Origin of the sequence: Gordonia sp. NPDC003585 (assembly GCF_040610755.1) — a bacterium.
In the GTDB taxonomy this organism is placed as follows: domain Bacteria; phylum Actinomycetota; class Actinomycetes; order Mycobacteriales; family Mycobacteriaceae; genus Gordonia.
In genome coordinates this window covers 1-19,322 of the sequence record NZ_JBEXMX010000056.1, presented here as the reverse complement: position 1 = coordinate 19,322, position 19,322 = coordinate 1, and the positions used below count along the sequence as shown (strand labels likewise).

Annotated in this window: 17 protein-coding genes and 1 tRNA gene; 13 read left to right on the top strand and 5 right to left on the bottom strand. The window is 66.9% G+C overall.

Features of this window, described 5'->3' with window-relative positions:
- Positions 1-38 precede the first annotated feature (38 nt).
- The gene (locus ABZW74_RS15995) at positions 39-968 is read left to right on the top strand and encodes a mechanosensitive ion channel family protein (RefSeq protein WP_240857318.1); all 930 of its coding nucleotides are present in this window, start codon (positions 39-41) and stop codon (positions 966-968) included.
- Between the two features lie 421 nt (positions 969-1,389).
- Here ABZW74_RS15995 and ABZW74_RS15990 read toward each other — a convergent pair.
- A tRNA-Leu gene (locus ABZW74_RS15990) sits at positions 1,390-1,478 on the bottom strand.
- Between the two features lie 86 nt (positions 1,479-1,564).
- Here ABZW74_RS15990 and ABZW74_RS15985 point away from each other — a divergent pair.
- Positions 1,565-2,911, top strand: coding sequence for a M20/M25/M40 family metallo-hydrolase (locus ABZW74_RS15985; RefSeq protein ID WP_240857317.1), 1,347 nt, complete (start codon positions 1,565-1,567; stop codon positions 2,909-2,911).
- Between the two features lie 64 nt (positions 2,912-2,975).
- Entirely contained in the window at positions 2,976-3,521 is a 546-nt protein-coding gene (locus ABZW74_RS15980) for a YbhB/YbcL family Raf kinase inhibitor-like protein (protein ID WP_240857316.1), read from the top strand.
- 4 nt (positions 3,522-3,525) lie between these two features.
- Here the strand turns inward: ABZW74_RS15980 and ABZW74_RS15975 are convergent, their stop codons facing one another.
- Genes ABZW74_RS15975 through ABZW74_RS15965 form a run of 3 tightly spaced genes read right to left on the bottom strand, consistent with a single transcriptional unit; the run spans position 3,526 to position 6,034 of the window.
- Positions 3,526-4,620, bottom strand: coding sequence for a quinone-dependent dihydroorotate dehydrogenase (locus tag ABZW74_RS15975; protein WP_355277460.1), 1,095 nt, complete (start codon positions 4,618-4,620; stop codon positions 3,526-3,528).
- 17 nt (positions 4,621-4,637) lie between these two features.
- Complete coding sequence (locus ABZW74_RS15970; protein ID WP_240857315.1) at positions 4,638-4,958, bottom strand: DUF5703 family protein; 321 nt, start codon at positions 4,956-4,958, stop codon at positions 4,638-4,640.
- Positions 4,959-4,960: 2 nt separating this feature from the next.
- Complete coding sequence (locus ABZW74_RS15965) at positions 4,961-6,034, bottom strand: hypothetical protein (protein ID WP_240857314.1); 1,074 nt, start codon at positions 6,032-6,034, stop codon at positions 4,961-4,963.
- A gap of 215 nt (positions 6,035-6,249) precedes the next feature.
- Here ABZW74_RS15965 and ABZW74_RS15960 point away from each other — a divergent pair, with 215 nt between their 5' ends.
- The 6 genes from ABZW74_RS15960 to ABZW74_RS15935 all read left to right on the top strand — a co-directional run bounded on the left by ABZW74_RS15960 (position 6,250) and on the right by ABZW74_RS15935 (position 11,371).
- Positions 6,250-7,092, top strand: coding sequence for an undecaprenyl-diphosphate phosphatase (locus ABZW74_RS15960; protein ID WP_240857313.1), 843 nt, complete (start codon positions 6,250-6,252; stop codon positions 7,090-7,092).
- A gap of 34 nt (positions 7,093-7,126) precedes the next feature.
- Positions 7,127-7,939, top strand: a complete 813-nt coding sequence (locus ABZW74_RS15955; RefSeq protein WP_240857312.1) for an MSMEG_4193 family putative phosphomutase — start codon at positions 7,127-7,129, stop codon at positions 7,937-7,939.
- A gap of 28 nt (positions 7,940-7,967) precedes the next feature.
- Positions 7,968-8,687, top strand: a complete 720-nt coding sequence (locus ABZW74_RS15950; protein WP_240857311.1) for a DUF3090 domain-containing protein — start codon at positions 7,968-7,970, stop codon at positions 8,685-8,687.
- Between the two features lie 19 nt (positions 8,688-8,706).
- Positions 8,707-9,591, top strand: coding sequence for an SCO1664 family protein (locus ABZW74_RS15945; protein WP_355277456.1), 885 nt, complete (start codon positions 8,707-8,709; stop codon positions 9,589-9,591).
- Positions 9,592-9,774: 183 nt separating this feature from the next.
- On the top strand, positions 9,775-11,016 hold the full coding sequence (gene mshC, locus ABZW74_RS15940) for a cysteine--1-D-myo-inosityl 2-amino-2-deoxy-alpha-D-glucopyranoside ligase (protein WP_240857309.1): 1,242 nt from the start codon (positions 9,775-9,777) through the stop codon (positions 11,014-11,016).
- Positions 11,017-11,062: 46 nt separating this feature from the next.
- The gene (locus tag ABZW74_RS15935) at positions 11,063-11,371 is read left to right on the top strand and encodes a hypothetical protein (protein ID WP_240857308.1); all 309 of its coding nucleotides are present in this window, start codon (positions 11,063-11,065) and stop codon (positions 11,369-11,371) included.
- A 21-nt stretch (positions 11,372-11,392) separates the two neighbouring features.
- Here the strand turns inward: ABZW74_RS15935 and ABZW74_RS15930 are convergent, their stop codons facing one another.
- Positions 11,393-12,274, bottom strand: coding sequence for a PAC2 family protein (locus ABZW74_RS15930; protein WP_240857307.1), 882 nt, complete (start codon positions 12,272-12,274; stop codon positions 11,393-11,395).
- Between the two features lie 51 nt (positions 12,275-12,325).
- Here ABZW74_RS15930 and metH point away from each other — a divergent pair, with 51 nt between their 5' ends.
- The 4 genes from metH to ABZW74_RS15910 form a co-directional block, all read left to right on the top strand.
- Complete coding sequence (metH, locus tag ABZW74_RS15925) at positions 12,326-15,931, top strand: methionine synthase (RefSeq protein ID WP_355277452.1); 3,606 nt, start codon at positions 12,326-12,328, stop codon at positions 15,929-15,931.
- Positions 15,932-15,982: 51 nt separating this feature from the next.
- Positions 15,983-16,459: a MarR family transcriptional regulator gene (locus tag ABZW74_RS15920; RefSeq protein ID WP_355277450.1), complete on the top strand. Its 477-nt coding sequence runs from the start codon at positions 15,983-15,985 to the stop codon at positions 16,457-16,459.
- Positions 16,456-17,922, top strand: a complete 1,467-nt coding sequence (locus ABZW74_RS15915; RefSeq protein WP_240857304.1) for an MFS transporter — start codon at positions 16,456-16,458, stop codon at positions 17,920-17,922. The genes ABZW74_RS15920 and ABZW74_RS15915 overlap by 4 nt, the downstream gene beginning before the upstream one ends.
- A 53-nt stretch (positions 17,923-17,975) precedes the next feature.
- Positions 17,976-19,322: hypothetical protein (locus ABZW74_RS15910; RefSeq protein ID WP_355277446.1), on the top strand; the 1,347-nt coding region annotated here is incomplete at its 3' end.

Here is a 19,322-nt window from a genome sequence, read left to right as displayed (position 1 = left end):
ATTCGACACCCCGTGTGAGATCCGTACGGTGGGTGCACATGACTACTCACCTTGCTTTCGAATGGACGGAGACAAATCGCGAGTGGATCATCGAGAATCCAATCCGGATCGCCTCGTATGTCGTCATCGCTTTGATTGTTCGATTCGTGATGCACCGGGCGATCGATCGCGCCACCCGCCGGCCGGGCGCCGGGGGACGGGACGGCGCGTCGAAGCCGTTCCTGATCAGACACCTCCGTGAACGGACGCCGGCAACACGTAACCCGGAGGCTGCCGAGCGCCGCGCACAGCGTGCCCGGACGATCGGGTCCGTGCTCAAGTCGACGGTGTCCATGATTCTGCTGGTCTGGGTGGTGCTGTCGGTCCTCAGCGTTCTCGGCGTGAACATCGCGCCGTTCATCGCGTCGGCCGGAGTTGTCGGTCTCGCAATAGGTTTCGGTGCGCAGAACCTTGTCCGCGACTTTGTCAGCGGCATCTTCATGCTCCTCGAGGATCAGTACGGCGTCGGTGACATCGTCGATCTCGGCGAGGCGACCGGCGAAGTCGAGTCGGTCGGTTTGCGGATCACCACCCTGCGCGACATCGACGGCACACTCTGGTACGTGCGCAACGGCGAGATCATCCGCGTCGGCAACATGAGTCAGGAGTATGCCGTCGCCCGGGTCGAGGTTCCGGTCGCACTCAGCGCAGATGTGGACCGGGCACAAGAGGTCGCGCTGGAGGCCGCACGGAATGCGGTGCGCGACGACGGTATTCGCGACGACGTGCTCGCCGAACCGGAGATGCTCGGCGTCCAGGACGTCGCGCCCGACATGATCACTCTGCGTATGACATTGAAGACGAAACCGAACAGCCAGTGGTCGGTGTCTCGCCGCATCCGCCGCGACGTGCTGCGTGCCTACGAACAGCACGGCATCGAATTGCCCTATCCGACAGGACGAATCGCCGCGCTCGCCGGTCCGTCCTGATCCGAAGAGTTAGGTGACTAGCGCTCTGGCCTGCGCATAAGCGTCCACCACCCCACCGCTCTCTGAGGTGCCCGAGGCGCCGGCCGAGGGATGCCTCGAAGGGCAGGCGAACGGGCCACGTCAGCGAGGCGCCGGACCACTGAAAGTAGGGGAAGGTTTTTCCCCTACTTTCTGCCCCTGCTTGTTGAGTCGTCCGCGAGAAAGTTCGCGGGGAGGACTCCAGGGATAGGGGACGAGTTTCTTCCCCTATTTTTCGTGGATCATCGTCGCCGCGCGGATCGCGCTTCCGACTGTCGATGACCACCCGATGGCCGTCCCCGATGACATCGATAGGCCCGCGGATGCGTATATGCGCATACCGTTGCCTTTCAAACTGAACCAGAGTGCAGACAACCCCCGGTCGATGACCGGGGGTTGTCGGTGGTGTCCGAGGGGGGACTTGAACCCCCACGCCCGTTAATAGGGCACTAGCACCTCAAGCTAGCGCGTCTGCCATTCCGCCACTCGGACGCGTCGGCGGCGAACTGGTCGCCACCACAGCGCGCACAACCATAACCGAGGTTGCCCGTCTATCCCAAATCCCGTAGGAAACAGGTGTGACTTCCCAGAGTGAGGGCCCACGCGCGGTCGACGAAGTGGTCGATCTGGTCAGCCGGCTGATCCAGTTCGATACCAGCAACACCGGGGAACCGGAGACCACCAAGGGTGAGGAGGAGTGCGCGAAATGGGTCGCCCAGCAGCTTGAAGAGGTCGGCTACACAACGCAGTATGTCGAATCCGGGCGTCCGGGTCGCGGCAATGTGTTCGCCCGCCTGGCCGGTCCGCCCGATTCAGAACACGGGGCGCTCCTCGTCCATGCCCATCTCGACGTCGTGCCTGCCGAACCCGCCGACTGGAGCGTGCACCCGTTTTCCGGGTCGGTGGCCGACGGTTACATCTGGGGTCGGGGCGCCATCGACATGAAGGACATGGCCGGCATGGCGTTGGCGCTGGCCCGCCAGTTCAAACGGGACGGCACGGTTCCGCCGCGCGAGATCGTGTTCGCCTTCCTCGCCGACGAGGAGGCCGGGGGGAAGTGGGGTTCGCACTGGCTGGTGGAGAACCGCTCCGACCTGTTCGAGGGCATCACTGAGGCGGTGGGTGAGGTCGGCGGCTTCTCGCTGACCGTCGACCGACCGGACGGCACGCAACGACGCCTCTACCTGGTGGAAACCGCCGAAAAGGGCATCGCCTGGATGCGCCTCACCGCCGACGCCACCGCAGGCCACGGCTCGTTCCTGCACGCCGACAATGCCGTCACGGAGGTCGCCGAGGCGGTGGCCCGCATCGGTCGCCACACCTTTCCGTTGGTCATCTCCGATTCGGTGGCCGAATTCCTGGCCGCCGTATCCGAGGAGACCGGGCTCGATCTGCGACCCGACGCGCCGGACCTCGACACCACGCTGTTCAAGCTCGGCAGTCTCGCCCGGATCATCGGCGCCACGCTCCGCGACACCGCCAATCCGACCATGCTCAAGGCGGGCTACAAGGCCAATGTCATCCCGCAGAAGGCCGAAGCCGTGGTGGACTGCCGGGTGCTGCCCGGGCGGCAGGCCGCGTTCGAGAAGGAGATCGACGAACTCATCGGACCCAACGTCACCCGCGAGTGGATCAGCCATCTCGACTCGTACGAGACGACCTTCGACGGCCACCTCGTCGATGCGATGAACGACGCGATCCTCGCTCACGATCCGGACGGCAAAACGGTCCCGTACATGTTGTCCGGCGGCACCGACGCGAAGGCCTTCGCCAAGCTCGGCATCCGCTGCTTCGGGTTCGCGCCGCTGCAACTTCCCGCCGACCTCGACTTCGCCGCGCTCTTCCACGGCGTCGACGAGCGGGTTCCCGTGGACGCACTTCTGTTCGGCACCAAAGTGTTTGAGCACTTTCTGCACCACAGTTGACCACCGCGCCGCAATAGACGCATATGGTGGTGAACACCACCAGCAGACGAGAAGGGTTGACCCGATGCCGAGTTTCGATCCCTATGACGCGTTGCCCAGCCTGCCGGGCTTCACGCTGACCTCCGACAGCGTCACCGACGGCCGGCCGCTGCGCAACCAGCAGGTGAGCGGCATCATGGGTGCCGGGGGAGAAGACCTGTCGCCGCAGCTGAGCTGGTCGGGATTCCCTTCGGACACCAAGAGTTTCGCGGTCACCGTGTACGACCCCGACGCCCCGACGGCATCGGGATTCTGGCACTGGGCGGTCGCCGACATCCCCGCCTCGGTGACGAGTCTGCCCGAGGGTGCCGGCGACGAGTCCGGCAGCGGCCTGCCCGACGGCGCGGTGAGCCTGGCCGGTGACGCTTCGGTGAAGCGTTTCATCGGGGCGGCGCCGCCCCCCGGACACGGCCCGCATCGCTACTTCGTCGTCGTGCACGCGGTGGACGTGGCATCGCTGGAGTTGCCCGACGGTGCGACGCCTGCCTACCTCGGATTCAATCTGTTCTCGCATGCGATCGGCCGCGCGACGATCGTCGGCACCTACGAACAGCCTTCCGAAGACGTATAGGCCCTTAGCCGGCCCGATTATCGCTGCCGACCGCGTCGGCGAGGGAAGCGAAGCCGGCCTGCCGTACCCGCTCGGCGAGGCCGTTGTGGATCTCGTTGACCCACAACGGTCCGCCGTAGATGAAGCCGGTGTAGCCCTGCAGGAGGTCGGCTCCTGCGCAGATGCGCTCCCACGCCTGGTCGGGGGTTTCAATGCCACCGGCGCAGACCAGGGCGATACGGCCGCCGACGCGTGTGTACAGCCGGCGCAGCACGGCCAGGGATCGGTCGGCGAGCGGCGCGCCCGACAGGCCACCCGCACCCATCGCTGCCACATCGTCCTCGGGTGTGCGCAGACCGGTTCGAGAGATGGTCGTGTTGGTGGCGACGATGCCGGCCAGTCCGAGTTCGACGGCGAGGTCGGCGACCGCGTCGATGTCATCGTCGGCGAGATCGGGAGCGATCTTGACCAGGACGGGCACGCTGACTTCGTCCTGCACCGCAGTGAGGATGGGGCGCAACGAGTCCACGGCCTGCAGGTCGCGCAGGCCGGGCGTGTTGGGCGAGCTGACGTTCACGACGACGAAGTCGGCCAGCGGGCCGAGCAGCCGGGCCGAGTAGCGGTAGTCGTCGACGGCGTCCTCGACGGCTACGGCCTTGGTCTTGCCGATATTGGCTCCGATGGGGACGGCAACCGGCCCGGGCCGGACCTTGGCCAGATGTTCGGCTGCCGCGTCGGCGCCCGGATTGTTGAAGCCCATCCGATTGATCAGCGCGCGATCGGCGGGCAGGCGGAAGAGCCGGGGCGCCGGGTTGCCCGGCTGGGCGCGACCGGTGATGGTCCCGATCTCGGCGAAGCCGAAACCCAGCTGTCCCCAAGCGTTCACCGCGCCCGCCGACTTGTCGAAGCCGGCCGCGAGCCCGAACGGGGCGGGGAAGTCGACGCCGAACACCCGCTGACGCAGGACGGGATCGTGGGTGGCCAGAACCCTGGCCGCCCCGAAACGTAGGGGAGCCACGCGCCCGGTGAGGCTGATCGCGGTGAAAGCGATGTGGTGAATCCGTTCCGGGGAGAGCAGGAACATCAGTTTGAGCAGCAGCGGGTACGCCACGCCGTTCACGGCATGCAGGCTTCTTCTCAGCACGCGGTCGCGTCCTGTCCGGGATGGTTTCGATCGGGGTGGCCGGGACCGGGACGGCGTGGCGGACGTTTGCGGCGGAGCAGCACTTTGCGCGTGCCATCCGAGTAGAGCCGCACACGCGACAATTCCCAGCCACCGAACTCGGCTTCGAGCGCCAGGCGCATCGACGCGGTCACGCGGGTCACCTCCGGTGGAAGCCGGAGCAGCAGGCACTCGTAGTCCTCGGACGTGACCTCCCAGCCCGCCGGATACCGGGCGCCGAGCCGTGCTCCGACTCGACCCTGCGGGGTCAGGTGACGGTGTCCCTTAGCCGACATGATCACCCGCCCTGCGGCCCCTGTGGACGCTGCCCGGCGGGTGCGACGACCTGCAATCCGCCGTCACGTGCGGAGAGGACGTAAACCACCCCGGTGGAGTCGTCGACGGCGATGCGGTCAGGTTGTGTGACCGAGGAGAAGCGGGTCGTCTCACGGGGCTCACCGTCGGCAAGGTCATAGGCCACCACCTCGTTGTTCCCGGTTGTCGACACCCACAGCAGGTTTCGCTTGTCGTCGTAGTCTACGGCGTACGGGCCGTCGGGTAGCGGATAGCGGAACCGCATCACCAGCGGCGAGCCGAAGAATCCGATGATCTCGTTGTCGCGGGTGTTGGCCACGAGGACTCGTCCGTAGCGGTCGACGGTCGACGTCGTGGCACCGTTTCCGGCTCGCAACGCGGGACCGAGTTCCCCGGTGTCGAGGTCGATCGGCGTCACCGACGACTGTGCCCGGTCCAGGACGACGACCTGTTCGGCCGCAAGGTCTGCGCCGGATGGCGAGACGGTCAGGTCGTCGACCCGGACGAAGCCGGCGATGTCACGTTGACGTGCCCCGTCGGGACCGAAGACGACGACATGCCCGGTGTCGGTGCCGATCACCGTGCGCCGATCAGCCGTCACCGCAACCGCGGTGGGCGCGGCGACCTCGGTGGGGGTGGCTGTGGTGCGTCCGTTCGCGTCGATACGTAGCAGGGTGTCGGGTCCGGCGCCGACGAAGGTTCCGTCGCCGACCCCGGTCAACACCGTCAGCTCAGCGGTCGGCGTCGGGGTGCCAGTCGTTGTTCGGGGCCCGGTCGGTGTGTTCGGGAGCGACGCGGTGGCATACCGCTGCACAGAACGTCCGTCCGATGACAGCAGCGCAAGCGTGGGCCCCGACAGCGCCATCGCCCGCGCACCGGCCGGGGCGGGCACGACGACCCCGGCGGGGGTGCGGGCAGGCGGCGAGTCGAGCGCGCTCGCCGGGGTCACGGTCGGTACATCCGGGCGGTCGTCGGTCGACGAACCGCATCCGGCAACGACGAGCGTGAGGGCGACGGCGGCGAGAGCGCCGACGACCCGGACGCGGAAATGCTGCATGACCCCATCTTGCGTGAACCGAGACTGCGCAGAGAGGTCGGGGCGGACTCGGCGGGTCGGTGCGCTCGACGAGCGCTGCCGCGGGCGCCGCGTACGATCGGGCGCCGTGACTCATGCCAATCGCATTGTGCGGAGAACCCTGGGGCCGATCAACACAGGCCCGATCAACACAGGCCGGATCAACACAGGCCGGATCGACACAGGCCGGGTCGAGCATGTCTGACACCATGACCTGGACCCAGTCGATCGTGCTGGGTGCATTGCAGGGCTTGACCGAGTTCTTGCCGATCTCGTCGTCCGGCCACCTGCGGATCGCCTCCGAACTCTGGTTCGGCGAGGACGCGGGCGCGTCGTTCACCGCGGTCACGCAACTCGGGACCGAGGCCGCCGTGCTCGTGTACTTCGCCCGGGACATCGTGCGCATCGTGACCGCCTGGTTTCGCGGGCTGCGCAACGCCGACGAACGCGGACTCGACTACCGCATCGGCTGGTATGTGATCTTCGCAACCATCCCGATCGGTGTGATCGGGTTCGTGTTCAAGGACGAGATCCGCACCACCGGACGCAACCTGTGGTTGGTCGCGACGGTGCTGATCCTGTTCTCGGGTGTGTTCTGGCTGGCCGAACGCTACGGCACAAAGCGGCGCTCGATGGAGCAGCTGACCCTGCGCGACGGACTCGTGATGGGCGCATCCCAGTGTCTGGCGCTCGTGCCCGGCGTGTCCCGATCGGGCGCAACCGCGAGCGCCGGGCTGTTCCTCGGGCTCGAACGCGAGGCTGCGTTCCGCTTCTCGTTCCTGCTCGCGATTCCCGCGGTCACCGCGTCGGGCCTGTTCAGCCTGCCCGACGCCTTTCACCCCAGCGGCGAGGGCATGCAGTCGACCGGACCTCAGTTGCTGGTGGCGACCCTCGTCGCCTTCGTCGTCGGCTATGCGGCCATCGCGTGGTTGCTGAAGTTCGTCGGACATCACTCGATGAACTGGTTCGGCGCCTACCGGGTGATCCTCGGTGTCTTCGTGATCATCCTGCTGACGACCGGGACCATCAGCGCCACGTGAGACGTGCGTCCTCGGCAGTGCTTAAGGTTGGTTCATGACCGTGATTCTGGTGCGCCATGGGCGCTCCACGGCCAACACCTCGGGCGTGCTCGCCGGACGAACCGTCGGTGTGGGTCTCGACGACACCGGCCGTGCGCAGGCCGACGACCTGGTCCGCAGGCTCGGCGTCTGCCGTGACGAGATCCGGGCCGTCGCGCGTTCCCCGTTGCAGCGATGCGCAGAGACGGTGGCACCGCTCCTCGCGGCGTTGACCACCGACGGTTCAGACGGTCGCAAGGATGTGCCCGAGGTCGTGGTCGACGCGCTCGCCGAGGTCGACTACGGGGGGTGGACCAACCGTCCGATCCGCGAGTTGCTCTCCGAACCGCTGTGGAAGGTGGTCCAGCAGCAGCCGTCGGCAGCGGTGTTCCCGGACGGCGAGGGACTCGCGGACGTCCAGGCGCGGGCGGTCGCCGCGATCCGCTCGCTCGACCGCATCTACGGCGGCGAGGACGGTTCGGGCGTCTGGGTGGCGTGTTCGCATGGCGACGTGATCAAGTCGGTGATCGCCGACGCGATGGGTATGCATCTGGATTCTTTCCAGCGCATCGTCGTCGATCCGGCGTCGATCAGCGTGATCCGCTACGGCTCAACTCGCCCGTACGTGCACACGGTGAACACCACCGAGGTGCTGTCGGTGCCGAAACCGCCACCGGTGCAAGCAAACCCGGGTGCCACCGCCGACGATTCAAACGGGTCGGCGCACGACGCCGCCGATGACGCGGTGGTCGGGGGCAGCACCGGAACCGCCCACGACGAGATGCCTGCGCCGGTTGGGCCTGCGGGCAGCGCGCCGGCAGCGGGATAATGGGACCCACAGACAGGGAGGTGATGTGATGTCACGCGCGATCCACGTGTTCCGAAGTCCGGACCGCTTCGTCGCCGGGACCATCGGCCAGCCGGGCGATCGGACGTTTTACCTCCAGGCCGTGCACGAAACCCGCATTGTCAGCGTCATGCTGGAGAAGCAGCAGGTCCAGATCCTCGCCGACCGTATCGGCGCACTCCTCGACGAGATCCATCGCCGCTTCGGCACCCCGATACCTCCGGAGACCGACCAGGTCGACGATCTCAGTCCGCTGGTGATGCCGGTCGACGCGGAGTTCCGGGTGGGCACGATGGGGCTGGGCTGGGACGCCGAGTCGGAGGCCGTGGTGGTCGAACTGCTCGCCATCACCGAGGGGGAATTCGACGAGAGTGTCGTGCTCGACGACACCGAGGAGGGGCCCGACGCCGTTCGGGTGTTCCTGTCCACCGAGGCGGCGCGGGAGTTCGCCGCGCGCTCGTCCGCGGTGATCTCGGCGGGACGTCAGCCGTGCCCGATGTGTGGTGAGCCGCTCGACCCGGACGGCCACCTCTGCGTGCGGACCAACGGCTACCGTCGCGGCGCCGAACTGAGCAAATCGCTCGACTTCATCGATCCCGAGGTGTTCAACAGCCTGGCCGCCCAGGGTGATCCCGGCCTGCTCGAGACATCCGAGGAGGACGACCAGACAGACGACTCGCCGGACGACCCGTCTGCCGAGGACGGGCCGGGGTCCGGCCCGCGGGCCTGAGATGTCGGTCGGTGAGCCCATGGGCATCGGCGAGGGAGAACCCCACCCGGCCGGCTCCGGATCATCCTCGGCGGAGGTCGTCGACGTCCTCCGACGAGGCGAGTTGGTGGTTCTGGGACGGATTCCGTCGGCCAGTAACGCGACCCTCGTGTGCGACGTCGTTCTCGACGACGTCGAACTGCGATGCGTGTACAAACCGGTCCGGGGTGAAGTGCCGCTCTGGGACTTCCCCGACGGCACCCTGGCCGGACGCGAGGTGGCGTCGTACCTGATCTCCGATGCGTTGGGGTGGGGTGTCATCCCGGAGACGGTCCTGCGTGACGGTCCCGTGGGATTCGGCATGGTCCAGCGGTGGGTCGACACACCCGACAACACCGACCGCCCGCATCCGAGTGCGCCGAGTGAGTTGCCGGACGGTCGGGTGGACCTGGTCGACCTGTGCCCGCCGGGAGCCGTTCCGGTCGGCTACCGGGCCGTGTTGCGAGCGTTCGACTCGATCGGCGAGCCGGTGGTACTGGTGCACGCCGACGACCCGCGGCTGCAGCGGATGGCTGTCCTCGACGTCATCCTCAACAACGCCGACCGTAAGGGCGGGCACGTTCTCGAGGGGCTGGACGGCGGGGTCTACGGCATCGACCACGGCATCTGCCTGCATTCCGAGGACAAACTGCGCACGGTCCTCTGGGGCTGGGCGGGTGAGACCGTGCCCGCGCACCTCGTCGCCGACCTCGCCGATCTCGCGCGGCGGCTGGAATCGCCGGACGACGATCTGCGTTCGGATCTGGCCGAGCACATCACCGGGGACGAGATCGACGCACTTGCCCTTCGCACGCTCGTGATCGCCGAGACGACCGCCATGCCCCTGCCGCCCGGCCACCGCCCGATTCCGTGGCCGCCGTTCTGACAGCTCCCTGAGGTGCTCGAGGCGCCCCTCCCGCTCCCTGAGGTGCTCGAGGCGCTAGCCGAGAGCCTCGAAGGGCCTGGTGAGACGACAATGTTCCCTCGCCAGGGGCTCCGAGGCTCGCAGGCTCGCACCTAGCCGGCGGGCAGCGGAGGGCGACCGGGAGGCTGCCAATACAGTGGAGGCATGCAGTCCTGGCCCGATCCAGATGTCCCGGTGGTAGCCGGGGACTCTCCAGCACTCCGCCTCTACGACACCGCCGACCGCGCGATTCGGCCGGTGGCGCCCGGCCCGACGGCGAGGATGTACGTCTGTGGCATCACCCCGTACGACGCCACCCATCTCGGCCACGCGGCCACCTATGTGACCTTCGATCAGGTCAACCGGGTGCTGCGCGACCAGGGGCACGACGTGCACTACGTGCAGAACATCACCGACGTCGATGATCCGCTGTTCGAGCGGGCCGAACGCGACGGGGTGGATTGGCGCGAGCTGGGGAGCCGCGAGATCCAGCTCTACCGCGATGACATGACCGCGTTGCGCGTCCTACCCCCGCGCGACTACATCGGTGCGATCGAATCGATCGGCGAGGTCGTCGAGGTGGTGGAGAAACTGCTGACCTCCGGAGCGGCCTATGTCGTCGACGACCCGGAGTTCCCCGACGTGTACTTCCGCGCCGACGCGACCGAACAGTTCGGATACGAGTCGGGCTACGACCGCGCGACGATGGAGAAGTTCTTCGCCGAACGCGGCGGCGACCCCGACCGCCCGGGTAAACGGGACCCGCTCGACGCCGCTCTGTGGCGAGCCGTGCGTCCGGGTGAGCCGTCGTGGGAGTCGCCCTTCGGCCCAGGCCGGCCCGGCTGGCACATCGAGTGTGCGGCCATCGCGTTGAACCGGCTCGGGATCGAGTTCGACATCCAGGGCGGCGGAAACGACCTGATCTTTCCCCATCACGAGTTCTCCGCCGCGCACGGCGAGGCTCTGCGCGGGGCGCGCCGATTCGCCCGGCACTACGTGCACACGGGGATGGTCGGCCTCGACGGCGAGAAGATGTCCAAGAGCCGCGGCAACCTCGTGTTCGTGTCCGCGCTGCGGCGCGCCGGCGTCGACCCCGCCGCCATCCGGGTGGCACTGCTCGCGGATCACTATCGCGCCGACCGCATGTGGACCGACGCGGTCCTCGACACGGCCAAGCAGCGTCTGCAGCGGTGGCGTACCGCCGCGGCGGCCACGTCGGGTCCGGATGCCGCACCCGTGATCGCCCGCGTACGTCAACACCTCGCCGACGATCTGGACACCCCGAAAGCGCTTGCCGCGCTCGACGCTTGGTGTGCCGACGTCGAACTCGGAATCGGCGGCTTCGCCGACGCGCCCGGCGAGTTGGCCAGGGCCGTCGACGCGCTACTGGGCGTCGAGATCATCTGACAAACCCTGCAGTGTGGTTGCGGCCGCGAGTCGGTACAGTGCTCGCGTGGCTCGCGTGCAGGAGATCAAGCCGGACACCGACTCCGGGGTGTGGACTGTCGTCACCCGGACGTCGACCTATCTTCTCGACCTGGACGACAAGACTTTGTTGCGCGCACCCGGCGTGGGTGGCACTGACGACGAAGAGTGGACCGTCAGCAGACTGCGGCGCGACTCCGAGGACATTCCGCTGCTCGGCGTGAAGTCGTGCCGGGTGGGGGAGTCGGCGCAATTCTGGGTTCGGGCCGCCGACGACCCGGACGTGCGTACCTGGCGCATCACCACGCCGGTGGTGTCGATCGAGAAAATCGGCTAGCCCCGGCTGGCTCCGGACCGATCAACCACCGAACGATCCCGGCCCACCACGCCGCTTGAGGTAGCGCTCGAATTCCGCCGCGAGCGCATCGCCGTCGATCTTCGCCATGACCTCGTCGGTGTCGACCTCGGCGTCACCACGTTCTTCGAGACCCCGGACGTACTCGGCGATCTCCTCGTCGTCCTCGGTCATCTCGGTGACGGCCTGCTCCCAGTCCTCGGCCTGCTCCGGCAGCGCGCCTAGCGGGACCTCGATGTCGAGTACCTCCTCGACCCGGGTGAGCAGCGCGACCGTCGCCTTGGGGTTGGGCGGGGCGGACACATAGTGGGGGACGGCCGCCCAGAACGACACCGCGGGCATCCCGGCCTGCACGAACATGTCCTGCAGGACCCCGGTGATGCCGGTCGGGCCCTCGTAGCGGCTTTCGGCCAGGTTGTAGCGGGCGGCCGACTCGCTGCTGAAGGCGCTGCCGGTGACCGGCACCGGGCGGGTGTGCGGAGTGTCGGCGAGGAGTGCGCCGAGCATCACGGTGGTCTCGACGCCGAGGCGGTCTGCGAGTTCGACGATCTCCGCGCAGAAGCCGCGCCAGCGCATGTTCGGCTCGATTCCGCGGACGAGTACGATGTCACGGTCGGCACCGACCGGGCTGCAGTACGAGATCGACGTCGTGGGCCAGTCGATGCGGCGGGTGACACCGTCGATCTGCTTGATGGTGGGTCGGTTGACCTGGAAGTCGTAGTATTCGTCCGAGTCGATGTCGATGAGCGGCTCGGCGTCCCACATCAACGCCAGGTGCTCGACAGCGCTGCTCGCAGCGTCACCGGCGTCGTTCCAGCCCTCAAAGGCTGCCAGCAGGATGGGACGGCGCAGCTGGGGAAGATTCGGCATCTGCTCAGCGTTCACCGAACCAGCCTACGACCGAACCCCGAGAGAGAGCGAACTACGCTGACCACCATGTCCTCCGATCACCGCACACCGCACGCCGACTTCGACACGACATTCATGTCGGCGATGTCGCGGCGCGTGCTCATCGGCGACGGAGCGATGGGCACCATGCTGCAGGCCGCCGACCTCACGCTGGACGATTTCAACGGCCTCGAGGGCTGCAACGAGATCCTCAACGACAACCGCCCCGACGTGCTGGAGGGAATCCACCGCGCCTACTTCGAGGCCGGGGCCGACGCCGTGGAGACCAACACCTTCGGCTGCAATCTCTCCAATCTGGGTGATTACGACATCGCCGACCGCATTCGGGAACTCGCCTACAAGGGCACCGCGATCGCTCGCGGGGTCGCCGACGAGATGGGTCGCTCGGCCGACGGCACCGATCGCTATGTGCTCGGCTCGATCGGACCCGGGACCAAGCTGCCCAGCCTCGGCCACACCACCTTCGCCGTCATCCGCGACGCCTACTACGAGTGTGTTGCCGGCATGCTCGACGGCGGGGCCGACGCGATCCTGGTGGAGACCTCCCAGGACCTCCTGCAGGTCAAGGCTGCGGTGGTCGCCGCACGTCGCGCCATGGACGAACTCGGCCGTCGCATCCCGATCATTTCGCACGTCACGGTCGAGACCACCGGGACCATGCTCCTCGGTTCGGAGATCGGTGCCGCTCTGACGGCCATCGAACCCCTCGGGATCGACATGATCGGCCTCAACTGCGCCACCGGGCCGGCCGAGATGAGTGAACACCTGCGTTACCTGTCCCGACATGCCCGGGTCCCGGTATCTGTGATGCCCAACGCCGGTCTGCCCGTTCTGGGACCCAACGGTGCCGAATACCCGCTGACACCCGGCGAGCTCGCCGAAGCGCTGGCGTCGTTCGTCTCCGAGTTCGGACTCGGCTTCGTCGGTGGGTGTTGCGGCACCACTCCCGAACACATCCGGCAGGTCGTCGCGGCGGTCGCCGACGCCACACCCGCGGTCCGCGTTCCCGAGCACGAATCGGAGACGTCGTCGCTGTACACGGCGGTTCCGTTCGACCAGGACGCCAGCTTCCTGGTGATCGGCGAACGCACGAACTCGAACGGCTCCAAGGCCTTCCGCGATGCGATGCTCGCCGAGGACTACCAGCGCTGTCTCGACATCGCGAAGGATCAGACCCGCGACGGCGCGCACATGCTCGACCTCAACATCGACTACGTCGGACGCGACGGTGCCGCCGACATGACGGCGCTGGCCGGGCGTTTCGCGACCTCGTCGACGCTGCCGATCATGCTCGACTCCACCGAGCCCGAAGTGATCCGCGCCGGACTCGAGTCCCTCGGTGGCCGCTGCGCGGTCAACTCGGTCAACTACGAGGACGGTGACGGGCCGGAATCGCGGTTCACCCGCATCATGGAGCTCGTCGTCGAGCACGGTGCGGCCGTCGTTGCACTGACCATCGACGAAGAAGGGCAGGCGCGCACCGCGGACTGGAAGATCCGGGTCGCCGAACGCCTCTTCGCCGACATCACCGGGAACTGGGGTCTGGCCGAAGAGGACATCATCATCGACGCCCTCACCTTCCCGATCTCCACCGGTCAGGAGGAGGTCCGCCGCGACGGCATCGAGACCATCGAGGCGATCCGCCGCATCCACGAGGCACATCCGGACGTGCACTTCACCCTCGGCATCTCGAACATCTCGTTCGGGCTCAACCCGGCTGCCCGGCAGGTGTTGAACTCGGTGTTCCTGCACGAGTGCGTGCAGGCAGGCCTCGACACCGCCATCGTGCATGCGTCGAAGATCCTGCCGATGGCGCGGATACCCGACGAGCAGCGCGAGGTCGCGCTCGATCTGGTGTACGACCGTCGGCGTCCGGCGACCGATGACGCACCTGCCTACGACCCGCTGCAGAAACTGATGGAGCTCTTCGAGGGGGTGTCGGCGGCGTCGGCGCGCGAATCGCGGGCCGCCGAACTCGCCCGGCTGCCGCTGTTCGAACGGCTCGAACGGCGCATCGTCGACGGTGAACGCAACGGCCTCGAAGACGACCTCGACACGGCGATGACAGAAAAGCCGCCGCTGGCGATCATCAACGAGACGCTGCTTTCGGGCATGAAGACCGTCGGCGAGCTGTTCGGTTCCGGGCAGATGCAGTTGCCGTTCGTGCTGCAGTCGGCTGAGGTCATGAAAACCGCTGTGGCACATCTGGAACCGCACATGGAGTCGACGGGCGAGGACGGCAAGGGCCGCATCGTGCTGGCGACGGTCAAGGGCGACGTCCACGACATCGGGAAGAATCTCGTCGACATCATCCTGTCCAACAACGGCTACGAGGTCGTGAACATCGGCATCAAGCAGCCCATCACCACCATCCTCGACGTCGCCGCGGACAAGAAGGCCGACGTCATCGGCATGTCGGGTCTGCTGGTGAAGTCGACCGTGGTGATGAAGGAGAACCTCGAGGAGATCAACGCCCGCGGGCTTGCCGACTCCTATCCGGTGCTGCTCGGTGGCGCGGCTCTCACTCGCTCGTACGTGGAGAACGATCTGTCCGAAACCTATGAGGGCGACGTGCACTACGCACGCGACGCCTTCGAGGGACTGCGGTTGATGGACGAGATCATGGCGACCAAACGCGGGGAGGGACCCGACCCGGACAGCCCCGAGGCGATCGCCGCCGCCGAGAAGGCCGCCGAACGCAAGGCCCGCCACGACCGGTCCAAGCGCATCGCGGCCAAGCGTAAGGCCGCCGAAGAGCCGGTGGAGGTGCCGGCGCGCTCGGATGTGGTCGCCGACAACGACATTCCCGAGCCGCCGTTCTGGGGTACCCGCATCGTGAAGGGTGTTCCGGTCGCCGAGTACATGCAGTTGCTGGACGAGCGCGCATTGTTCCTCGGGCAGTGGGGTCTGCGCGGTGCACGCGGTGGCGAAGGTCCGTCGTACGAAGAGCTCGTGGAGACCGAAGGACGCCCGCGTCTGCGCCACTGGATCGACCGGCTGTCGACCGAGGGCATCCTGCAGCACGCGGCGGTGGTGTACGGGTACTTCCCGGCGATCAGCGACGGCGACACCGTGCACGTGCTGACCGAGCCGACCCCGGACGCGCCGGTGCGGTTCAGTTTCGACTTCCCACGCCAGCATCGGTCGCGCTTTCTGTGCATCGCGGACTTCATCCGCTCGCGAGAGGCTGCACAGCTGGATGGCCGGGTGGATGTGTTGCCATTCCAGTTGGTCACCATGGGGCAGCCGATCGCGGACTTCGCGAACGAACTGTTCGCCGCCGACTCCTACCGCGACTACCTCGAGGTGCACGGCATCGGCGTGCAGCTGACCGAGGCCCTGGCCGAGTATTGGCATCAGCGGGTGCGTAGTGAGCTTCGTTTCGGCGAGCGCGCCATGGACAGCGAGGATCCGGACAACGCGCAGGGCTTCTTCGACCTCGAGTATCGCGGTGCCCGTTTCTCCTTCGGCTACGGTGCATGCCCGAATCTCGAGGATCGGGCGAAGATGATGGAGTTGCTCGAACCCGAGCGGATCGGGGTTGAGCTCTCCGAGGAGCTGCAACTGCATCCCGAGCAGTCCACCGATGCCTTCGTGCTGCATCATCCCGAGGCCAAGTACTTCAACACGTGATCTCCGGGCCGAGGGGTTGACACGAAGTAGTTGTAGGAATACAACAGTTGTATGACTACAACCGACTCGGACAAGGCTGCCCCGGCCGTGACCGAACTGTGGTTCGCGATGAACAGTCTCGTGCGCGATTATCAGTCGGGCGCGCATGCCCGGATCAGTGAGCTGACCGACATGCCCTTCAGCCGGTTTCGGGCGCTGCGGCGAATCGCGGTGAAGGCCATGCCGCAACGCGAACTGGCGGCCCGGCTGGGGGTCGACGCGCCGGCGGCGAGTGGAATCGTCGACGACCTCGTCTCCCGCGGTCTGGTGACCCGGGAGCCGCACCCGACCGACCGGCGATCCCGGCTGGTCACCATCACCACTGATGGCGCGCGGATCGTTGCCGACGTCGCGGCCGACCCGAGCGTGGCCCCCACCATGTTCGAGGCGCTCGACGCCGACGGACGCCGGGAACTCGGTCGTCTCCTCGGTCTGCTGCAACAGGCGGCAGAGGGGATGTCAACAGAGGGGATGTCGACAGGCGCATGAACATTCGCACGTACTCGGCACCGGGCGGTGACATATCCACTCTCGGAAGGCGTCGGCGGCTCGCCATCCTGGCGACCTGTTGCTTGAGCCTGTTCATCGTCGGCATCGACGTCTCGGCCGTCAACGTCGCATTGCCGTCGATCAGTTCGGATCTGGGAGCGACGCCCTCGCAGCTGCAATGGGTGATCGACGCCTACACGCTGGTGCTCGCCAGTTTGCTGATGCTCGGCGGCTCGCTGGGTGATCGTCTCGGTCGCAAGCGCATCTTCCAGGTCGGACTCACGGTGTTCGGGATCGGGTCGATTCTCTGTTCGCTGTCGATCTCGCCCGAGATGCTCATCGGCGCTCGGATGATCCAGGCCGTCGGCGGGTCGATGCTGAATCCGGTGGCCATGTCGATCATCACCAACACCTTCACGGACCCGAAGGAACGTGCGCGTGCCATCGGTATGTGGGGCGCGGCAATCGGAGTGAGCATGGCGGTCGGGCCACTGGTGGGCGGTGCACTCGTCGACGGTGTGGGCTGGGAGGCCATCTTCTGGCTCAACGTCCCGGTGTGCCTGGCCGCGTTCGTTCTGACTGCCATCTTGATTCCCGAATCGAAGGCGCCGCGGGCCCGGAGATTCGATCCGCTCGGGCAGGTGCTCATCCTCGTGTTTCTCGCGACGCTGACCTTCGGCATCATCGAGGGCCGCACGCTGGGCTGGACCTCAGGCGTCGTGATCGGCGTCTTCGTCATGGCGGCGATCTCCGTCGTCGCCCTCGTCGTGGTGGAGAACCGGCGCGTCGAGCCGCTGCTCGACATGCGATTCTTCCGCAGCGTGCCGTTCAGCAGTTCGGTGATCAGCGCGATCGTCGCCTTCAGCGCGATGGGCGGGTTCCTCCTGCTCAACACCCTCTACCTCCAGCAAGGGCGTGGATTCACGCCCTTCGAGGCGGGGTTGATGACGTTGCCGATGGCGGTCGCCAACGGCGTGTTCGCGCCCGTGTCGGGCCGCTTGGTGGCCGAGCGTGGATCCCGCACTCCGATGGTGATCTCGGGCGTGGCCGTCGTGGTCAGCGGGCTCATGCTCACGCAGATCTCCAACGACACGAGCCTGTGGTACCTCGGATTCGCGTATCTGGCCCTCGGAGTGGGCATGGGCATGATCAACGCGCCCATCACCAACGCGGCCGTGTCCGGTATGCCGCGCGATCAGGCCGGCGTTGCGTCGGCGATAGCTTCGACGAGCCGTCAGGTGGGTATATCCCTGGGTGTCGCGGTGTTCGGTGCTCTTGCGTTCGCGCGGCTCGGCGACGGCGGGGAATCGCAACTGGCGTCGGCTTCCGCACCGGTGTGGCTGGTGATGGCGATCTGCGGCGTCGTGCTGCTGGTTCTGGCTTTCGTTGCGACCGGGCCGTGGGCTGCGCGCACTGTCACGGCAACGCGAGAGCGCATCACAACACCCGCGGCACCATCGTGAAGCTCGCAGTTCGCTGACACCGGATTCCCAGCTTCGGCAACCACAGTGGAAGCATGACCACAGCCGAGGCCGTCGCGGCGGCACCTCCTGCGCACCTGACCACCGACGCAAGGGCACCCTCGTCGGGGTCCGACGTACGGCGTCTCGTCTCCGATCCGCCCCGATGGATCCGATGGACCGTCATCGGTGCAGTGGTCGTGATCGCACTGGGTGTCCGCATCCGCTTCCTCGACGTCGAAACCCTGGACTATCGTGCGTTTCTCGGCCGCTGGTACGACACTCTTGACAGCCAGGGATTCTCTGCCTTCGCATCCCGGTTCGCCGATTACAACTATCCGTACCTCTATCTGATCTATGGGCTGACCGTCGCGGGCATCCCGCCGCTGGTCGGCATCAAGGCGGTCTCGATCGTCTTCGACTTCGTGCTCGCCCTCTTCGCCTACCGGATCGTCGGGCTGCGGACCGACCGATTCTGGTTGCGGGCGTTGGCCTTTGGTGTCGTGGCGCTCCTACCGTCGGTGATCGCGAACAGCGCCTACTGGGGTCAGGCCGACGCCATCTATTCGGCGTTGGCACTCGGCGGTGTGTACTTCCTGCTGCGCGCGCAGATGAAGGGGATCACCCACTCGGCGTACGTAGGGAACTCGGTGTGGGCGTGCGTGTTCTTCGGATTGTCGCTGTCGTTCAAGCTGCAAGCGGTGTTCGTGCTGCCGGTCCTGGCCTGGCTGCTGATCCGACGCCGCATCCCGTGGTACACGCTGCTCGCGATCCCGGCGGTGTTCGTCGCGCTCGTAATGCCTGCGGTTCTCGCGGGTGCGCCGTGGAGTGAGGCGTTGTCGGTGTATCTCGACCAGACCGACTCCTACAAACAACTGACGCTGGGTGCCGCCAACCTGTATCAACTGATCCCGATCGCCGGCGACGCCACCTGGTTGGCCCACCTGGGAATCGCGCTGGCCGCGACGGTGATCCTCGCCTTCCTCGCCTGGTCGGTGTGGAAACGGCCCGCCGTGACCCCGACGTCGATTCTGGTGGTCACCACCGCCTCGGCCGTGATCGTGCCGTTCCTGCTGCCGGCGATGCACGATCGGTATTTCTACACCGCGGAGGTGCTCACCGTGGTGGCCGCATTCTACCTACCGCTCTGGTTCGTCCTCGTGCCGATCCTGGTGCAGGCCTCGGCGATCGGTGTCTATCACTCGTCGTTGACCGGTGACCAGGGGCAGATGATGGGTGGTCCGGGTCGTGGTTCGGGCACGGCGCCCGATGGCAACGGTCCAGGTCGGGGCCCCGGCGGCTTCGGAGGTGGTGGGGGTAATGCCGGTGGAGGTCGCGGCGGTGGACCCGGATCCGGCGGGGGACCCGGTCCGCGGGGCGGAAGCGACGGCTACACCTCGGGC

Bases quoted from the DNA above. Each gene is read 5' to 3' on its own strand.
- mshC (WP_240857309.1), top strand. From the start codon at position 9,775: ATGCAGTCCTGGCCCGATCCAGATGTCCCGGTGGTAGCCGGGGACTCT.
- ABZW74_RS15920 (WP_355277450.1), top strand. From the start codon at position 15,983: ATGACTACAACCGACTCGGACAAGGCTGCCCCGGCCGTGACCGAACTG.
- ABZW74_RS15995 (WP_240857318.1), top strand. From the start codon at position 39: ATGACTACTCACCTTGCTTTCGAATGGACGGAGACAAATCGCGAGTGG.
- ABZW74_RS15970 (WP_240857315.1), bottom strand. From the start codon at position 4,958: ATGTCGGCTAAGGGACACCGTCACCTGACCCCGCAGGGTCGAGTCGGA.
- ABZW74_RS15980 (WP_240857316.1), top strand. From the start codon at position 2,976: ATGCCGAGTTTCGATCCCTATGACGCGTTGCCCAGCCTGCCGGGCTTC.
- ABZW74_RS15945 (WP_355277456.1), top strand. From the start codon at position 8,707: ATGGGCATCGGCGAGGGAGAACCCCACCCGGCCGGCTCCGGATCATCC.
- ABZW74_RS15965 (WP_240857314.1), bottom strand. From the start codon at position 6,034: ATGCAGCATTTCCGCGTCCGGGTCGTCGGCGCTCTCGCCGCCGTCGCC.
- metH (WP_355277452.1), top strand. From the start codon at position 12,326: ATGTCCTCCGATCACCGCACACCGCACGCCGACTTCGACACGACATTC.
- ABZW74_RS15960 (WP_240857313.1), top strand. From the start codon at position 6,250: ATGTCTGACACCATGACCTGGACCCAGTCGATCGTGCTGGGTGCATTG.
- ABZW74_RS15950 (WP_240857311.1), top strand. From the start codon at position 7,968: ATGTCACGCGCGATCCACGTGTTCCGAAGTCCGGACCGCTTCGTCGCC.
- ABZW74_RS15915 (WP_240857304.1), top strand. From the start codon at position 16,456: ATGAACATTCGCACGTACTCGGCACCGGGCGGTGACATATCCACTCTC.
- ABZW74_RS15955 (WP_240857312.1), top strand. From the start codon at position 7,127: ATGACCGTGATTCTGGTGCGCCATGGGCGCTCCACGGCCAACACCTCG.